19 protein-coding genes and 1 pseudogene are annotated in these 13,990 nt (G+C 61.9%); 2 read left to right on the top strand and 18 right to left on the bottom strand.

All coding sequences use genetic code 11. The features are described from left to right. Positions 1 to 142: 142 nt before the first annotated feature. From M2319_RS20435 to M2319_RS20420, 5 genes and pseudogenes are all read right to left on the bottom strand, one after another. A complete protein-coding gene (locus tag M2319_RS20435) occupies positions 143 to 616 on the bottom strand; it encodes a hypothetical protein (protein ID WP_264603323.1) in 474 nt (157 codons plus the stop codon). A 67-nt stretch (positions 617 to 683) separates the two neighbouring features. Then, positions 684 to 1,085: a phage tail fiber protein gene (locus tag M2319_RS20430; protein ID WP_264603322.1), complete on the bottom strand. Its 402-nt coding sequence runs from the start codon at positions 1,083 to 1,085 to the stop codon at positions 684 to 686. Further along, positions 1,085 to 5,551: a phage tail tape measure protein gene (locus M2319_RS20425; protein WP_264603321.1), complete on the bottom strand. Its 4,467-nt coding sequence runs from the start codon at positions 5,549 to 5,551 to the stop codon at positions 1,085 to 1,087. The genes M2319_RS20430 and M2319_RS20425 overlap by 1 nt, the downstream gene beginning before the upstream one ends. Next, positions 5,548 to 5,790: pseudogene (locus tag M2319_RS23235) on the bottom strand (phage tail assembly chaperone); the annotation flags it as partial. The pseudogene M2319_RS23235 and the gene M2319_RS20425, both read right to left, overlap by 4 nt. An 11-nt stretch (positions 5,791 to 5,801) precedes the next feature. Further along, a complete protein-coding gene (locus M2319_RS20420; RefSeq protein ID WP_264603320.1) occupies positions 5,802 to 6,287 on the bottom strand; it encodes a hypothetical protein in 486 nt (161 codons plus the stop codon). A gap of 164 nt (positions 6,288 to 6,451) precedes the next feature. On the opposite strand from M2319_RS20420, the gene M2319_RS20415 reads away from it, so the two are divergent. Next, complete coding sequence (locus tag M2319_RS20415; protein WP_264603319.1) at positions 6,452 to 6,928, top strand: hypothetical protein; 477 nt, start codon at positions 6,452 to 6,454, stop codon at positions 6,926 to 6,928. 61 nt (positions 6,929 to 6,989) lie between these two features. Here M2319_RS20415 and M2319_RS20410 read toward each other — a convergent pair whose 3' ends face one another. The 3 genes from M2319_RS20410 to M2319_RS20400 form a co-directional block, all read right to left on the bottom strand. Then, complete coding sequence (locus tag M2319_RS20410) at positions 6,990 to 7,796, bottom strand: phage antirepressor KilAC domain-containing protein (protein WP_264603318.1); 807 nt, start codon at positions 7,794 to 7,796, stop codon at positions 6,990 to 6,992. A 157-nt stretch (positions 7,797 to 7,953) separates the two neighbouring features. Continuing rightward, positions 7,954 to 8,580 (bottom strand): KilA-N domain-containing protein, encoded by a 627-nt coding sequence (locus M2319_RS20405; protein ID WP_264603317.1) that lies wholly within the window; start codon positions 8,578 to 8,580, stop codon positions 7,954 to 7,956. Further along, complete coding sequence (locus M2319_RS20400) at positions 8,577 to 8,747, bottom strand: hypothetical protein (RefSeq protein WP_264603316.1); 171 nt, start codon at positions 8,745 to 8,747, stop codon at positions 8,577 to 8,579. The genes M2319_RS20405 and M2319_RS20400 overlap by 4 nt, the downstream gene beginning before the upstream one ends. Positions 8,748 to 8,905: 158 nt before the next feature. Between M2319_RS20400 and M2319_RS20395 the strand changes: the two genes are divergently transcribed. Then, positions 8,906 to 9,058, top strand: a complete 153-nt coding sequence (locus M2319_RS20395; RefSeq protein WP_264603315.1) for a hypothetical protein — start codon at positions 8,906 to 8,908, stop codon at positions 9,056 to 9,058. On the opposite strand, the gene M2319_RS20390 is transcribed toward M2319_RS20395, so the two are convergent. From M2319_RS20390 to M2319_RS20345, 10 genes are all read right to left on the bottom strand, one after another. After that, the gene (locus M2319_RS20390) at positions 9,055 to 9,291 is read right to left on the bottom strand and encodes a hypothetical protein (protein ID WP_264603314.1); all 237 of its coding nucleotides are present in this window, start codon (positions 9,289 to 9,291) and stop codon (positions 9,055 to 9,057) included. The two genes, M2319_RS20395 and M2319_RS20390, sit on opposite strands and share 4 nt — an antisense overlap. Next, the gene (locus tag M2319_RS20385; protein ID WP_264603313.1) at positions 9,291 to 10,232 is read right to left on the bottom strand and encodes a phage tail tube protein; all 942 of its coding nucleotides are present in this window, start codon (positions 10,230 to 10,232) and stop codon (positions 9,291 to 9,293) included. The genes M2319_RS20390 and M2319_RS20385 overlap by 1 nt, the downstream gene beginning before the upstream one ends. 69 nt (positions 10,233 to 10,301) lie before the next feature. After that, positions 10,302 to 10,859 carry a hypothetical protein gene (locus tag M2319_RS20380; RefSeq protein ID WP_264603312.1) on the bottom strand — a complete coding sequence of 186 codons (558 nt, stop codon included), beginning with the start codon at positions 10,857 to 10,859 and terminating at the stop codon, positions 10,302 to 10,304. After that, positions 10,841 to 11,386, bottom strand: coding sequence for a hypothetical protein (locus M2319_RS20375; RefSeq protein ID WP_264603311.1), 546 nt, complete (start codon positions 11,384 to 11,386; stop codon positions 10,841 to 10,843). The genes M2319_RS20380 and M2319_RS20375 overlap by 19 nt, the downstream gene beginning before the upstream one ends. Before the next feature lie 162 nt (positions 11,387 to 11,548). Next, complete coding sequence (locus M2319_RS20370) at positions 11,549 to 12,076, bottom strand: hypothetical protein (protein ID WP_264603310.1); 528 nt, start codon at positions 12,074 to 12,076, stop codon at positions 11,549 to 11,551. After that, a complete protein-coding gene (locus M2319_RS20365; RefSeq protein WP_264603309.1) occupies positions 12,073 to 12,576 on the bottom strand; it encodes a hypothetical protein in 504 nt (167 codons plus the stop codon). The genes M2319_RS20370 and M2319_RS20365 overlap by 4 nt, the downstream gene beginning before the upstream one ends. Next, on the bottom strand, positions 12,569 to 12,949 hold the full coding sequence (locus M2319_RS20360; protein WP_264603308.1) for a hypothetical protein: 381 nt from the start codon (positions 12,947 to 12,949) through the stop codon (positions 12,569 to 12,571). Before M2319_RS20360 ends, M2319_RS20365 begins: the two co-directional genes overlap by 8 nt. Before the next feature lie 17 nt (positions 12,950 to 12,966). Further along, positions 12,967 to 13,173, bottom strand: coding sequence for a hypothetical protein (locus M2319_RS20355; RefSeq protein WP_264603307.1), 207 nt, complete (start codon positions 13,171 to 13,173; stop codon positions 12,967 to 12,969). Beyond that, positions 13,170 to 13,766: a glycosyltransferase family protein gene (locus M2319_RS20350; protein ID WP_264603306.1), complete on the bottom strand. Its 597-nt coding sequence runs from the start codon at positions 13,764 to 13,766 to the stop codon at positions 13,170 to 13,172. Before M2319_RS20350 ends, M2319_RS20355 begins: the two co-directional genes overlap by 4 nt. Beyond that, positions 13,767 to 13,982: a hypothetical protein gene (locus M2319_RS20345; protein WP_264603305.1), complete on the bottom strand. Its 216-nt coding sequence runs from the start codon at positions 13,980 to 13,982 to the stop codon at positions 13,767 to 13,769. Positions 13,983 to 13,990 lie beyond the last annotated feature (8 nt).

Here is a 13,990-nt window from a genome sequence, read left to right as displayed (position 1 = left end):
GTGAAGGTGTCGGTTTCCTCCTGCCTGCCGTCGTTCGTGGTAAGGATTAGAACCCCGCCCGGCTTGCGCATGGATGCCTCCCATATTGACATGGAGAAGACGGCGGCAAGGCGCGGTGTCCTGCCGCCGCCCTCTATTGCGATCAGGCGCCGCGGAAATGCGCGTTGACGATGACGGTACCGGTGTAGCCGGGGGACTTGGCGCGGAACGCAAGACCGGCCGCGTCGGTCGCCGGAACCACCAGTTCCTGACCCGGAAACGCAACCCAGCGCATGGACGCGCGCTGGTTGGCGCCAATCGGCAGAAGGTTGGAGTTGGAGGTGACCGTAGGCTCCACCGTGTTGTTGGCGAGGCCGACGCCAAGGAACGCGCCGTCGGCGAGATCGATCTTGTTCGGCGTGATCGACGTTGCGGTTCCGCTGGCCGTCGTCCGGCTGACGTCCCAGGTCATGGCCTGGTCGGCCGGCGTTCCATCGGTGCCAAAAATGATGTCGTGCACCATAAAGCGCTGTAGGGACGTGCCGTTTGATGCAGCGAGCACCAGCGCAGTCTTGAAGGTGGTGGTCATGGACTGCTGGGTCCCGCCCAGCAGGTTACTGGCTGCGTAGCCGGCCATTGTCTTCTCCATCTTTTGGAATAGGCGTCGTGACGACGCTTGGAATGGCGCTGCCCGCGCCGTTGCATCAGTCGAACTTGATGATCAATTGTCCCGGGTTCAACTGAAACTGGTCATTCGTATCAAAGGTTTGCGAGTTGGCCAGGGCGCCGTAAAGCAGCATGTTGCCGGCGCTGGACGCATCCGAAATCGCGAAATATGTCACGGACCCGTTGTCACCATCGGCGGGTCCGAAATTGACCACCGTGTCGATCTGCGACGTTCCCGAAGTGAGGTCGGTTTCCGTCATCAACCCGAAGATCGATTGCCGCGAATACCCGCTGTCGGAAATCTCGTCGTCGAAAGACCCCGACTCCGTCGGCGAAGCGGTGTGCAAAGACCCCCACAATTCCGTCGGAATGGTAAATGCCGTGATCCCCAGGGCGTGGTCCAGAAGAGCCTTCTGGAGATAGCGCGTCATCGCCGCCATTAGCCGTTCGCCTTCCTCTGCTTCCGGTTTGCCGCAATCCGGGTTTCGTTCGTCAAGCGGTTGAGTTCGGCACGGACCGAGCGCAGTTCCTCGCGCATCACCTCGACCTGTTGGGCGGACGAGGTGATGATGGCCTGCGCCAGTTTCGCGTCATTTCTTGAATTGTTGTCGTTGCGCGGACCGAAGGTCCCGGAGTCCATTTGCTCGAGATAGGGTCGGTAGCGGGCGGTTGCGGCCTGATCCATCACGTACTCGCCGCGATGAACGACGCCGGCAACGACGTTGGACGGCCCGTCGCCGGTGTAGCCGCCGCGGGCGAAGCCCTCCAGGCTGCCGCGGTCGCCGCCAGAACTGATGAACGCGCTCATATAGCGGTTGAGTTGGCGAATGGCCGCGTCAACGCTCATGACCCCGTCGTCGATGTCGATGAGTTTCGAGACCTGGCGTTCAAGGGCATCGATCTGTCTTTCAGTCGATGTCAACTGCCGCGTCGCCGACGCCTGCACGGTATCGAGCGAGGATGTGACCTGCTCGAAAATCGTCGCGTATTGCGGGCTGGACGCGTAGTAGGATTTTGCCTCTTCCAGATAGGCTTGCGCGGCGCTTGTCAGGCTCGACATAGCGGTCTCGTCGCCGCGCATGGCCGCCTGGAACGTGCTACTGTACTGTTGCTGAGCCTCAGCCAGCCGTTCCGACGCAGACAGTGTCGAAAGATTACTGTCAAGCTTCAGATCGTCGCGGAACGCCTTCACCTGGTCGATGAAGTTTTCCAGCGTTGAGGCGGTGTCCTCGAGTTCGCTTCGCTCGGCGTTGTAAGCGTTCAAAAGATCCTGTCTGGCATCCTGAACCTGTTGTTCGCGATATTGACGAATCAGGGCTTTGCGCTCGGCGTTGAGCGTGTTTTCCAAAACAGCGAGCGCGTGCTTAGAGGCGCCCGACTCCTTCAGCGCCTCATATTCTGCTTTGGCGGCTCGGTTGAAGACAGCCAACTGCCCCTTCAGGGTGGATGTGTCTATCCGCGCCGTGAAGATGCGGTCCCAGAACTGCTGCAGATCGACGGAAACGGTGACGTCGGACAAGTCCTTCAGGGCCTTCCTGAGTGCCGGAAATCTTTTTGACAGTGCGTCGATCTGCTTGTCCGTGAGATTGGAGTTTCTAATGATGTTGGCCAGCGAGAGCTGCAACTCTTTGAAGGCGCCAGCACCGCTGAGGCCAAGCGCCTCGGCGTCCTTCAGACGCTCGTTGTACTTTTCCTGGGCATCGGCAATATCGTTCAGGTAGCCCCGGCCCGACAGGTCGTTGATGCTGGATCGGACGTCGCCTCGGTACTCGTCCCTGAGGTCGTCGAGCGCCGACCTCAAGCGCTTGGAAATGGCCTTGGACGCCTCTGTCGACGACATGCCGAGGTCCATAAGGGTCTTTTTCAGGCCGGAGGCGGTGCCGCGCGCATTGGCAACGGCGGCCTCCATTTCCGTCATCTCCCTGGCCCCGTGCAGCAGCGACAGGGCGTATTGCTGCGCGGCCGATCGCGCTTGTCGGGTGCGCTTGGCGACATCGGATTGTGTCTCGCCAGCGCGCTTGAACTCTTTCGCATCTGAAATCACGCCCTGCAGGCTGTCGCGAAGGTCCAGCATGTTCTTCCTGGCGACGACAAATGGGGAGTTGTCCCCAAGGCCGGAACGCAGAGCATCGATGGTGCTCTCAAACCCGCCGAGAAATTCCTTTCGAACGCGCTGCGTGAACGCGGCCGTGGCCTTGCGGAGTTGTCGGACCATCGCGTCGTTACCGGCCTTTTTTGCCAGTTCGATCGCCGGGTCCGTCTGCGACTTGTACTCGCGAACCTGCTGTGTCGCCGTGCCGACGCCGCGGCCACGGCCAACATCTATGAGGGAAATGATGTTCTCGCGTTGCGCATCAAACTGTGCTTTGGCCTGCTGGCGCTGCTTGTTGTTGCTGCCGCCGAAAAGAGAGCCGACAACGCCGGCGAGGCCGCCCGCAAGGGCGCCGAGAGGATTGCCGCCGGTTGCGGCAAGGCCGCTGAGCGCGCCACCGATACCGCCCATGACCGTTCCAGCGGTGCCGCCGCCGGTCTGGTAGCCGATGCCGGCGCCCCCCAAGACAGCACTTGCGGTTCCGCCGGAAAGAATGCCGCCGCCTTTGCCGAAGATGGCTGAAAGCCCTGTAACAGAACCCTTTGCCGTGCCCGCTTCTGCGCCGGTCTGTGTCGCACTCGAAATCGTCTTGAACAGCCCAGAAAAAAGCCCGCCCGACGACGTTACATTGTCATTTGCGGCCGTTGGTGTGCCGGAAAACAGGTTCTTGATGTTCTGCGATCCGATCTGGGCAAAGCTGCGAGCCAAATTGCGGAAGAAATCCTTTGCGTCCGCCGCCGGCTTGGTGAACAGGTCGCCGAGCGCATCGCCGAGCGTCTGCTCGATCTGCTTCGCCGTCTCGTCGGCCTGGTCGCCGACCTTGCGCAGGGCGTCGATTTCCTTGTCGACCGCCTTGCGCTGGATCTCGGTCAGCTTGTCGCCGTACTTGTCGAGCAGCGACATGAGTTCCTTGATGCGGGCTTCGGCTGCTTCCTTCGGGAAGAACTTTTCAACCAGACCGTCGGCGGTGTCCTTGAAGCGTTCGAACTCGCGGGCGGCCTCCTTGGCCGCCTTGGCGGCGTTCTTGGTCTTCTCGTCAAGGTCGCCGATGCTCACAGACGCCCCGCCCGTGGACGTTGCAACTTTTTTTAGATTGCCATCGACCGTCTGCAACTGTTTCCCAAGGTTCACATAGGCCTTGGTGAGAGCATCTGCCTCTGATGCGGCCTGGTCCTCAAAATGCTGGAGAATATCCGAGTTCAGACCGGTCAGGCGCAGAAACCCGACACGACGCGCATTCGCTGCTTCGAATTCCGCATTGGCCAGGATCATGGCCGACTTCGCGGCCTCCACCTGCATGGCAATCTGGTTGCGGAGGGCCATGGTATAGCCCTCGGATGCGGCTTTGGCATTGTTCAGCGCGCCCTCATTCTGGCGATAGGCGAACTCCGCATCGGCCGTGGCCTGGGCCGCCGCACTGACATTGTCGCGAAGCAACAGATACCCGCCTGCCAACGCCGTCACAGCGATGCCGATCGGTCCACCGACGAAGGCCATCGCCGCCGAGAGGGTGCGCGCGGCGACGGCCGCCGCCCCCATCGTCGCAGTCATGGTGGCGAACCGGGCGATCACCGTCGCCAGCGCTGCGGCAAGGTGACCGGCGGTGAAGATCACGACCGCGTTGACGATGAGCCCCATATTGTCGGCGACGGCCTTGATCGCGGGAACGAGCGTGCCGGTCATGGTGCCGCCGACGCCAAGCACTTCGGCCTGCAGCGCGGACCATACCCGCCCCGCCTGGAAACCCGGGCTGTTGGCCATTTTGTTGAAGGCGATTTCCGTCTGCCCGGCTTTGTTCTCCATCTGGCCGAGGACGTCGGAAAAATCCTCGCCGGCCTGTCCGGCTAAAGCCATTGCGGGCACGAGGGCTTCGACGCCGCCGAACAATTGCGCGAGAACGGCGGTGTTGCCGCCGGTCTTCTGCACGAGATCTTCAAGGAAGCCGGCAAACCCCTTCGACGCAAGCCCGGCCGCGGTGAAATCGATCCCGAGCTGTTTTGCGAGCTTCGACGCCTCCGACGTCGGTTTTGCCACTGCGGCAAGGATCGCGCGAACACCGGTCACCGACTCCGCCGTCGAAATGCCGCCCTTCGTCAGGGCCGCAATCGACGCAACGAGTTCGTCGAACCCGACGCCGGTTTGGGCGGCAAGCGGCGCGACGCGACCGAGAGTCGACGACAGTTCTTCGATGGTCGTCTTGCCGGCCCGCATGGCCACAAAGAGCGCGTCCGAGACCGCCGTCGCGCTTTCGACCTTCGACCCATAGGCATTCAGGATGCTGGTCAGGCCGTCGGCGGCAACCGCGACGCTGGTGACGCCACCGACGGCAAGGCGGTTGGCCGCGTCCAAAGTCCTGGTCGCCTCGGCGGCGGAAGAAGCCCCCGCCGAGATGATCTGGTAATAGGCGCGCGCCTGACCGGTTAGGTCTCCGAATGCGCGCCCTTGTGCGGTCGCCCCCTTTTCCAACTTGGCCATGTTGAAGGTGGTCGTATCAACCAGCGTCGAAACTTCCGCAACAGCATCCTTGAAGCCGACGACACTGCGAACACTCATTGCGGTGCCGACGGCCGCACCAAGAGCGCCGGCCGCTCGGGTTAAGCTGCGCATGCTCATTTCGGCGAGGTTGACCGACCTGGTCATCTTGCGGAAATTGCTTTCCGACGACCTCGTCAAGCGATCGACTTTCTTTTCTGTCGTTTCGGCAGCGCCGCCAATGTCAATAATGACACGCCTGACGACGCGCCCGCCGCTTTGTGCGCCGGTTGGATCGATCTTGACGGAAAGGGTGGCCATCAGCGTTTCTTCGGTTTTCACTTGTCGAGTTCTTTGACGATGTCGAGATATTCGGTATCGAGGTCCTGGATCATGCGCAGCAGGTCGTAGCGGGCGGACGGATCGCGATATCCGCAGAGGTCGCAATAGGCCGCGACCTCACTGACCGGGATGCCGGCCGGTGCGCCGAAGCCGACCCGGCGCGACCGATTAAGGTCCCAGAATGCCTCTAGATAGAAGGCCAGGCGCCCCGGAAGTTCGGGACGCCTTTGCAGCGCCGGCGCATCGGGCTTTACGCGCTCAAGTCGCTCTGCGTGCTCGCCCCACTCGACTTGCCATCGGAGGGCGCTGCGGAGTTTTTTGCGTCTTCCTCCCGCGGCACGGCCCGGAAGTTCTGCTCGTCCGTCGCGTCGCCGATGAAGACGTCGAACGCCCTTTCGCAGGCGCGGTCGGTCATCAGGTCGATGAAGTTCTCGCGCGTCGCCGCGATGACGGCGCCATCGGACTTGATGGTCGTGCTCCAGGACAACACGCCAGTGTCGTAGACGATGCCGGCGAGTTGCCGCGCCAGGTCCTTGTCGGCCTCCGAGCCGAGCTTCTTGCGGCGCTCCTGGCGTTCGGAATAGGCCTTCATCGCAATGCGGAACTGCGGGTTATCGTGGCCGGAAAGGCTCTTGGAGCGGATCCGGATCATGCCGAAGCCGAGATCGTATTCGAACGTCACGCCGTCTTCACCGGCGATCTTCTGGTCAACGGGAACGTAGCCGTCGATTTTCATGATTTCACCTCGTCGGGTTGGTGGGGCCGGCCGCCCGACACAGCCGGCCCCGATGACGCGAGCCGAGGGGAGGAGGGGTCGGCTCACAGCGCCAAGGCGCGTCGGGTCATTCACATTTTCAGTTGCATGCGGTATCGTCCGCCCTCCGAAAGGGAGGTGGGGAAATGCGTGCGTTTTTCAGTGTTGTTTTCTTGGTCGCGCTTGGGTTTGCCGGATGCCAAACCGCAAGCATGGAAACCCAGTTCGATGCCTCTGCGCATGAATTTGCGCTCGGTGCCGGCGACGCCTCCGTCTTTGGACAAGCATTCATGCGCCGAAATGACGGCGTGGTTGTCTACGCGGCCGGTAGCACGGTTCTGTTAATGCCGGACACCGGCTACACCAGAGAGATCGTTGAAAAGTCCCAGATCGCATTCGGCGGGTTTTCTGCCGAAGCGATAGACAAGCGCTACGAAAAGTACACCAAGGAAACGGTTGCAGACGGTGAAGGCCGCTTCACATTCGCCTCGGTTCCCGCGGGCAACTACTATCTGGTGACATACGTCACGTGGTATGCCGGCGGCATCCAACAGGGCGGCCGCATCTATCGGCAGATCACGGTCGAAGACGGCGCCGAAAAATCGATCATCATGACCAGCTAGCGCCATAGAAAAGGCGCCCGAACGGGGCGCCTTCTTGATTGCAGGACATCGTGCCGCGCCGTTATCCGGCAACGGCCTCGATCGCGACCGGCGGGAATTCCTGCGCCAGCCTGGCGAGCCCCTTCGCGGTGACGCGGACTTGCGTGGTCACCTTCTCGCTGCCGTCCGACCGGTAGACGGTCGTCGTCTTGTGCTCGAGCAGGCCTTGCGCCAGCTTCGACTGGTAGGCGATATCGCTGGTGCCGGGCCGGCTGTAGATCCAGCCGTGCGAGCGCAGGAAGGCAAACAGGTCCTTCGGCCGCACCTGCAGGGTCTTGGCCGCATCGGTGATGCACAGCGACCCGTCGGCGTTGCTGAGCCGTTCCAGCGCGTCGACCTTCGGCGCCTGCTCGGCAATGGTTCCTTCCAGTTCCAGCACCTTTTCGGTGTAGGTCAGCAGCAGCGAGCGCAGATTGTTCGGATTGCCGAGCGCCTCCATGGCGTCGACTTCGGGTGCGCGGTAGCTGCCGGTGCGCCGGATCGACGGCAGCACGTCGTGGAAAACCCAGCGCTGGAAGCGGGATATCCGCTTTCGAATGCGCTCGTCGACTTTTTTCGTTGCTCGCCGAAGAATAATCGCCCGATAGACACCGGCCTCGGATACGATCGAGACATCCTGCTCGCCGCCAGGGGTGTGCACCGGGTGCACACCCTTTTCGTCAGCATCGAGCAGACGAGTCATTTGCGGCGCCGAACTGTAGGCCAGTTCCGCCGCCACGTCGCCGGCGACGAACCAGAACTCCCCATCCTGCTCGACGATGCGCACGTTCCGTCCCTCGAACTGGAACGGGGTCACGCCGTTGATCTCCATCGTGGTTTGCGTGTTCATGTCAGGGTCTCCTGTGGCGCCCGGCCGACCAAGCCACCGGCGCGTAGTGGGTCGCAATGCGACACCGGGGCCACAGAAGCTCTCGGTATCGCGCCATCCCCTTGGTCGCGGGGGTGTTTGAATTGTCAGTGGGCGTCGTCAGATGTCCGCGCCGGGCCTAGTTGATCCGGTCGACGCGCCGCGGAACGTCGTTCAAGAGCTCCGGATAGAAGAACGGGTCGTTGTCCTTCATGTGCCGCGCCACACAGGCGCGGGCGATCTGGACGAAGCGGAGCGACCCGTTGCCTTCCAGGAACTCCCGCATGTGGGCGGCGGCCGTCGTCAAAAGGGCCTCGGGCGGGATCTGCTCCGCAAACTCCCTCGGGCTGATCTTCGGGCGCCCTTGTTGCGCCGGGGCCGTCATCGCCGGCTCCCGCCTGGTCGGCGGGCGGCGGTTGAACGACTTCACGGGAACGGTCTTGCCGCCCATCCAGTCGAACAGGACGTTCGTGCACCACACCGCGAATTCCGGCGACAGCCATTGTGCGAGGTGGATGGCGACCTTCGGATGGACCCACGTGCCCTGTGGGCCGGAACCGCCCTTAACCGATTGAATCAACTTCGAAACGGGAATCCCCGCTTCGGCCGACAGCGCCGACATGAACCCCGACGTCGCATCGAGGCGCGCATAGTCGTTGAATTTCTTCCCGGCCGCCTTGCACATGGCCGTCGCGTTCAGATAGCCGTCCTCGACGCGCTGTTCGATCCGGGCGGCGTGGAACGGGTGGATGACGATCGCGTTCACTTCGCCGCCCTCCCCTTCCGGAACGTCACGCGCATGACGTTGTCGTCATGGGCGGTCATCACGGCCTTGCCGCCGCGCTTCGTCGTCCAGGTCTGAACGCGCATGTTGTTGCAGATCGCCGGCCTTTTCCTGCCGGCCTGCGCCGTGCTATTCGCTCCGGCAGCCATTGCAGCCTCCTGTCAGGTTGCTTTCGGTTAGGGCCGGTAGGAAGGTGGTGCTTCCTATCGGCCTGTTTTTGTGATAACACGGTTTCAGATTGGGGTCAATAACTGTGATAACACAAAAGCCAAAGAAGCGCGGACCGAAACCAACCGGGAAAGGGCAGATGCTCGGGGTCCGGCTCCACGACGATTTGCTTGTGCCTCTCGATGCGTTCATTTCGGACGAGGCGGTGAACCCGGGCAACCCATCTCGCCCCGAAGCCATCCGCCGCATTCTTCGCGATTGGCTGGAAGAGCGCGGCTACCTGAACGACTAGATTCCCTCTTCCTCAGCCCCGCCCGTATCGACCTCGAACGGCGGCACCTCATCGACTTCAGGCGCCGGCGGCACATCCGCCGCCGCGCCCTTCCGTCCGACCTCGACGGCGAGCCCCTTGCCGATCCATAGATCGCCGAGGTGGCGCGCGACGGTGAGCTTTTCGCCGGCCGGATGATGGACCTTCCAGCCGGTGTCGTAGCCGTCGAAGGCCTGGATGATCTCGACACGCATCACGCGACCGCCCGCGTCAGGATGATGGTCGCGTTGTTGGGCGGCGAGCTCGCGGTCGAATAGAGGCCCTGCCATTCGAAGTCGAGCATGATGTCCTGGTCGTTGCCCGGGGTCGGCACGGTGCCGGTCGTAAACTTCGCCTTCGGGATGTTGATGGTGTACTTCTCGTTCGTCACCGAGCCGACCGTCCAGGAAATCCCGACATCCGTGTGGTTGACGAAGGCGTCATAGGCGGCAAGGTTCTCGAAATAGATCGAGATCGAGCCGGTGACGACGCAGCGGCCGGACCCGATGCCGACAAGGCCCTGGGTGCCGACGGCGGTCTGTTCGCGAAGGTTGTTCTCGATATTGACGGTCAGCGACATCACCGTCGGCGCCGGCGAAATCCCGGTCAGGGTCAGCGCGGAAACGTCGTTGGACGCCGCGGAGATCGCGTTGGTGTTCGCCGCGGTGTAGGTGGCGCCGGAGAGCGCGGCGGCGGAGGACGTGTGCCCCCGCCCCATGACGCTCATGGTGTAGGTGACGCGCTCCCGGGCGTTGATGTTCAGCGTCATCGCGCCGATCTGGCAGCCGGTGAAGCGCATGTAGGAGTCGGTCGCGCCCTGCTCGAAGGTCTTTTCGAAGGTGAAGAACTTCTTCGTCGTGCCGTTCTTCAGGACATTCGACGACCAGGTGCTCTGGAAAAGTCCCTCCAGGAGCGGATCGAGCGTGCCGTAGGACAGCTCGCCCTCGATATCGCCAGCGACGGCATAGCCGACATCGATGCTGTCGGAGACGTTCCGGTCGGCGCGGATTTCCTCCGAGCTGACGGTTTCCTTGTTGTAGTTCAGGGACTCGCCGGTGAAGCGGAGATTCTGAAAGCTCGGCGATGCGGGAGTGGTTCCATCCGTGCTCTCGGCAACGAACGCCAGCCTGGTACCACTGGAATCTGCAAAGGCCATTTGTGGGCTCCATCGATTGGGAAGGCCGACGTCGTCCGACGTTGGCGATGCGGCTTGCCCAAGGCCGTGTTACGGGCGCGCGAGCCAATCCTTCGTTGGTTCGCCGAGTAGATCTCGTGTCCATCCGCTCATGGAGCGGGTCTTGTCCGCATAGAACCGCAGCGCTTCGGTCCACGCCTTGGTGAAGCTGCTGCACTCGCTCCATGGCTTGCCGTCGAAGAAATGCGGCTCAGGGGTCATCGGGACGCCGCACAGAACGATCCGGTCGAAGCCTTCCCCGATCGCCACCTTGACGGCGAAGAGCCCGGACGACCCGGACCCGGACATTCCCGGCCATCGGTATTCCAGCGTCTCGTCAATACGGAAGGCGTTCGGCCGGCCCTGCTGCGTGTTGTTCTCGTGCGCAATTCGCTTTTTCGGCCTCGGAAAGCCCTTCGCGTCGCGCTGCTTCAGCCATTCCGCCGCCTTTTCCGGGTGCAGCGAAACGAAGACGTCGATCTCGCCCGGGTAATGGGCGAGCATATCGTTGATGGCAAACGTCGCGTCGAACGTTCCGAAGCGCCGCGCGTTGTCCAGATCCTCCCAGACGCATTTCGCGCCGCCGAGGATCACGACCGAGCGAGCCATTCCTTCAGGCGCTCGATGTCACCGGGATCGGCCGACGGGTTGCACGAAAACGCATCGAAGTTCGCCTCGATTTCGTCCAGCGCCCGGACATGGGCGTCCAGCACCTTGTCGGAGGCGATGTTGCCGCCATGGCGCTTTGCCGAAGCGAGAATGCCGGCCTTGTCCCTGCGGACGGTGATCGGCCGGGCTTCCGGGAACGATGCCATGAACGGGCGCCAGTAGAGGGCGGAGACCTTGTAGACCCAGGGCCCGCCGGTGTAGCCGTCGCCTTTCATCGTCCAGAGCACGGCGCTTCGCCAGCCGGGCCGGGCGACAATCGTCCGGCCGGCATCGGCCATTTCCCAGCCGCGACCGAACCACGACCGTTGCAGCTCGAAGATTTTGCGGTTTTCCAGTTGGCCTCGGGGATAGCCTTCGACGGTGCCTGAGCACGAGCCGACCCAGGCGCCGACGGCGTCGATCACCGTCGCGGTCACCCATGAGGATTTCGACCGCGCCATGGTGAAGACGAAGTAGGGGTTATTCATCTTCCCCATAGCCTTCGATACAGCCCCGAATGAAGCCGCGAAGAATTATCTCAATCTCATCTTTCGATTCACCATCCCGAATCAAACGGTCCCGATATTCGTGAAACAACCGAAGATCGTCATTGTTAAGGTTGGCTCGCGCTTCGCTTTCCAATATCGATTTCACGCCGCCACCTCCACGGCGCCTTTCGCGCCCCTGTAGACGATTTTCCCGCGCAACAACGGGGTGATGTCGAGTTCCCTGACCTCGGCATACTCCCGGACGAAACAGAGCCGCCTATGGGCGCCGTATTCGCCCGGCTTCCACTGCTCGCACAGCCGCTGCCAGTCGGACAGAAAGCGCCGGGCACCGGGCGTGTCGTTGAACGCCAGCACCGCCGACGCGATTGCGTTCTCCGGGCACCGTCGGCGCCACCGCTCCGGGTTCTCGGCAAACCCGACGTCGTACTCGCCAAGGTCGATTTCGGGCGCTTGCAGGACTTCGGTGTCCACGTCGATCCAGGTGACCGGGCCGAAACGCCGGACCTGTCGTTTGATCCATGCCGGCGCCGCAAGACACGCCTGCCGCGGCGTCGGGAACGGCGACACGCGCTCGATGTGATAGGCGAGACCGAGTTCATCCATGCGCGCTTCGAACCGGTCTGCGAAACTGGCGTAGTGCGGATCGGTCGTCGCGAAGGTGACGATCAAAGAACCGGCGCCCCATGCTCCGTCTGCCGCGGCGCCCAGCCGGACCGGTCCTCGACAAACATCGGGTGAGACGATAGCGCCTCGTAATCGACCAGGAACGAGTTCGGCAGACACAGGTCTTGGAACTGCCGTAGCTTCTCTGTCGGGTCGTCCAAGCGCCGCCCACGATAGGCCATTTGCGACCGCAGGACGTCTTCCGTGTTTCGGACCACATAGACCACGGCCAAATCGGGTTTGAGTGCCGAATAGAGCCCCGCCAGCCAGCGAAAGCAGGTCGCGCCCTGCAACACGACGTCGCGACTCTCCCCAAGCCATGCGACGACCGTATCGGCCGACAGGTCCGGTTCGGTGTCGCCCTCAAACCGCGGCGTCGCCAAGTCCCGCTCCATCACGAACACCTTGCCGGTGTCGGCGGCGATCATCCTTGCGCAGATCGTCGTGCCGGACCGGTGAGGGCCGGTGACGATGATGCGGGGGAAGCGGGCGAGGTGTTCAAACATCACCAACTAACGTGAGCAAGTACAATGCCATCAGTGGGTCACGAGAGTCTTCTGGACTTATACCGTGTTCAACTGCAAGCCAGTCCATAATTGCCGGAACGGCATTAATGCGCGACATGCATGGTGATGAAAAGGACGGTGTTTTTAGTGAAATTCGTCCGGCCGCATCAGTCGCAAGCCGCGAATTAGTCCAATCTATTTCTGTTGGCTTCGGCTTTGCATTTTTTAAAATGCAAACTATCCCTTTGCCATCTAAAAAAGATGCATCTTTTTTAGAGACAATATAACTTCGTCCCTGCCGAAAGTCTTCCACTGAACATCCCGGGTAACTGAAATCATACAACGCCCGAATAACGATGTTCATGCCACTCATCCCTATGCCTCCCGCGCTCACTCGTGCGTCTTGACCAGGTCCAACGCCTGCTGCTCGGTGAAGCCGGCGGCGACATAGGCGTCGAAGGCAATGCGGCGGCGTTCGGCGATGACGGCGACCAGTTGCCGCCAATGATCCATCTGCCGCACAGCCGATGCGAGAGCGCCGGCAAACTCGTCTTTCTCCTTGTCGCCAAGATTGACGAGTTTCGGTCCGTCGCTCATATCGCCCATCCAGTTTCATGCGGCTTCGGCGACCCGTGGTAGCAGATCACCCGCGCCCTTTTCCGCTCATCGATGGAGTGCCACTTGTGCGAGACAACCTGCCCCGGCACCAGGTCCTGCCACCGGTCGGCCTTGATCTTCCAAAATTGCTCGAGGAAGCCCTGATCCCCCCACATGGCGCCGTGACTGCATTCCCGCATCCACCGCGCCGGCGCCTCGATCCATTTCAGCCAGATCGGCGACCGGTCCTGCTCAGGAAGGAACATCATCCCCGAACCCAGGCCATCGGGCCGGCCGAAGTCCCGAAGAAGGGTCAGATCCGATACGGCGGCGATGTCCTTCAAGCTACCGTTGATCACCGTGTCGAGGTCCAGATAGAGCAGATCGCCCTTCACGTCCGGGCGGAACAACTCCATTTTCGACCACCAGCCCGGCCAATCGTGCCGCAGCGGGTCAGTCGCGGTTTCCTTCACATCGGAAAAGCATCTGAACCTCACCCCCGGCAGGTGCCGCCTCACGCCGTCCTGTAGCCTGTGGACATATTCCGGGGTGTAGACGCCGCCGGATTTCAGGACGCAGGCGACGGTCGGCATTCAATAAATAAGCAGGCATTTTGGTTGGTCTTCATATTTGTCGCCAATGTATTTCGGCAACAGACGATCAACCGATGCTCCCACTGCATCGCCGCGAAGCCCACTGTCCGACATGACGTCTATGGGCATGTCGTCCGGCAAATCCTCAATCGCGCGACGGAGCTCGCCGACGGTTAAAGCGCCACTGTTTGCGCCGGGTTTTTCATGCTTGCTCACAGCGGTCC

Source organism: Rhodobium gokarnense (genome assembly GCF_025961475.1).
Lineage (GTDB): Bacteria > Pseudomonadota > Alphaproteobacteria > Rhizobiales > Rhodobiaceae > Rhodobium > Rhodobium gokarnense.
The sequence above is the reverse complement of the archived record's forward strand: the minus strand, read 5'-3'. Positions and strand labels throughout refer to the sequence as shown.

What these genes read in the sequence shown, in the direction of transcription:
- M2319_RS20435 (WP_264603323.1), bottom strand. Translation starts at nt 616, where the DNA reads ATGGCCGGCTACGCAGCCAGTAACCTGCTGGGCGGGACCCAGCAGTCC.
- M2319_RS20430 (WP_264603322.1), bottom strand. Translation starts at nt 1,085, where the DNA reads ATGGCGGCGATGACGCGCTATCTCCAGAAGGCTCTTCTGGACCACGCC.
- M2319_RS20420 (WP_264603320.1), bottom strand. Translation starts at nt 6,287, where the DNA reads ATGAAAATCGACGGCTACGTTCCCGTTGACCAGAAGATCGCCGGTGAA.
- M2319_RS20415 (WP_264603319.1), top strand. Translation starts at nt 6,452, where the DNA reads ATGCGTGCGTTTTTCAGTGTTGTTTTCTTGGTCGCGCTTGGGTTTGCC.
- M2319_RS20410 (WP_264603318.1), bottom strand. Translation starts at nt 7,796, where the DNA reads ATGAACACGCAAACCACGATGGAGATCAACGGCGTGACCCCGTTCCAG.
- M2319_RS20400 (WP_264603316.1), bottom strand. Translation starts at nt 8,747, where the DNA reads ATGGCTGCCGGAGCGAATAGCACGGCGCAGGCCGGCAGGAAAAGGCCG.
- M2319_RS20395 (WP_264603315.1), top strand. Translation starts at nt 8,906, where the DNA reads ATGCTCGGGGTCCGGCTCCACGACGATTTGCTTGTGCCTCTCGATGCG.
- M2319_RS20390 (WP_264603314.1), bottom strand. Translation starts at nt 9,291, where the DNA reads ATGCGTGTCGAGATCATCCAGGCCTTCGACGGCTACGACACCGGCTGG.
- M2319_RS20385 (WP_264603313.1), bottom strand. Translation starts at nt 10,232, where the DNA reads ATGGCCTTTGCAGATTCCAGTGGTACCAGGCTGGCGTTCGTTGCCGAG.
- M2319_RS20380 (WP_264603312.1), bottom strand. Translation starts at nt 10,859, where the DNA reads ATGGCTCGCTCGGTCGTGATCCTCGGCGGCGCGAAATGCGTCTGGGAG.
- M2319_RS20375 (WP_264603311.1), bottom strand. Translation starts at nt 11,386, where the DNA reads ATGAATAACCCCTACTTCGTCTTCACCATGGCGCGGTCGAAATCCTCA.
- M2319_RS20365 (WP_264603309.1), bottom strand. Translation starts at nt 12,576, where the DNA reads ATGTTTGAACACCTCGCCCGCTTCCCCCGCATCATCGTCACCGGCCCT.
- M2319_RS20360 (WP_264603308.1), bottom strand. Translation starts at nt 12,949, where the DNA reads ATGAGTGGCATGAACATCGTTATTCGGGCGTTGTATGATTTCAGTTAC.
- M2319_RS20355 (WP_264603307.1), bottom strand. Translation starts at nt 13,173, where the DNA reads ATGAGCGACGGACCGAAACTCGTCAATCTTGGCGACAAGGAGAAAGAC.
- M2319_RS20350 (WP_264603306.1), bottom strand. Translation starts at nt 13,766, where the DNA reads ATGCCGACCGTCGCCTGCGTCCTGAAATCCGGCGGCGTCTACACCCCG.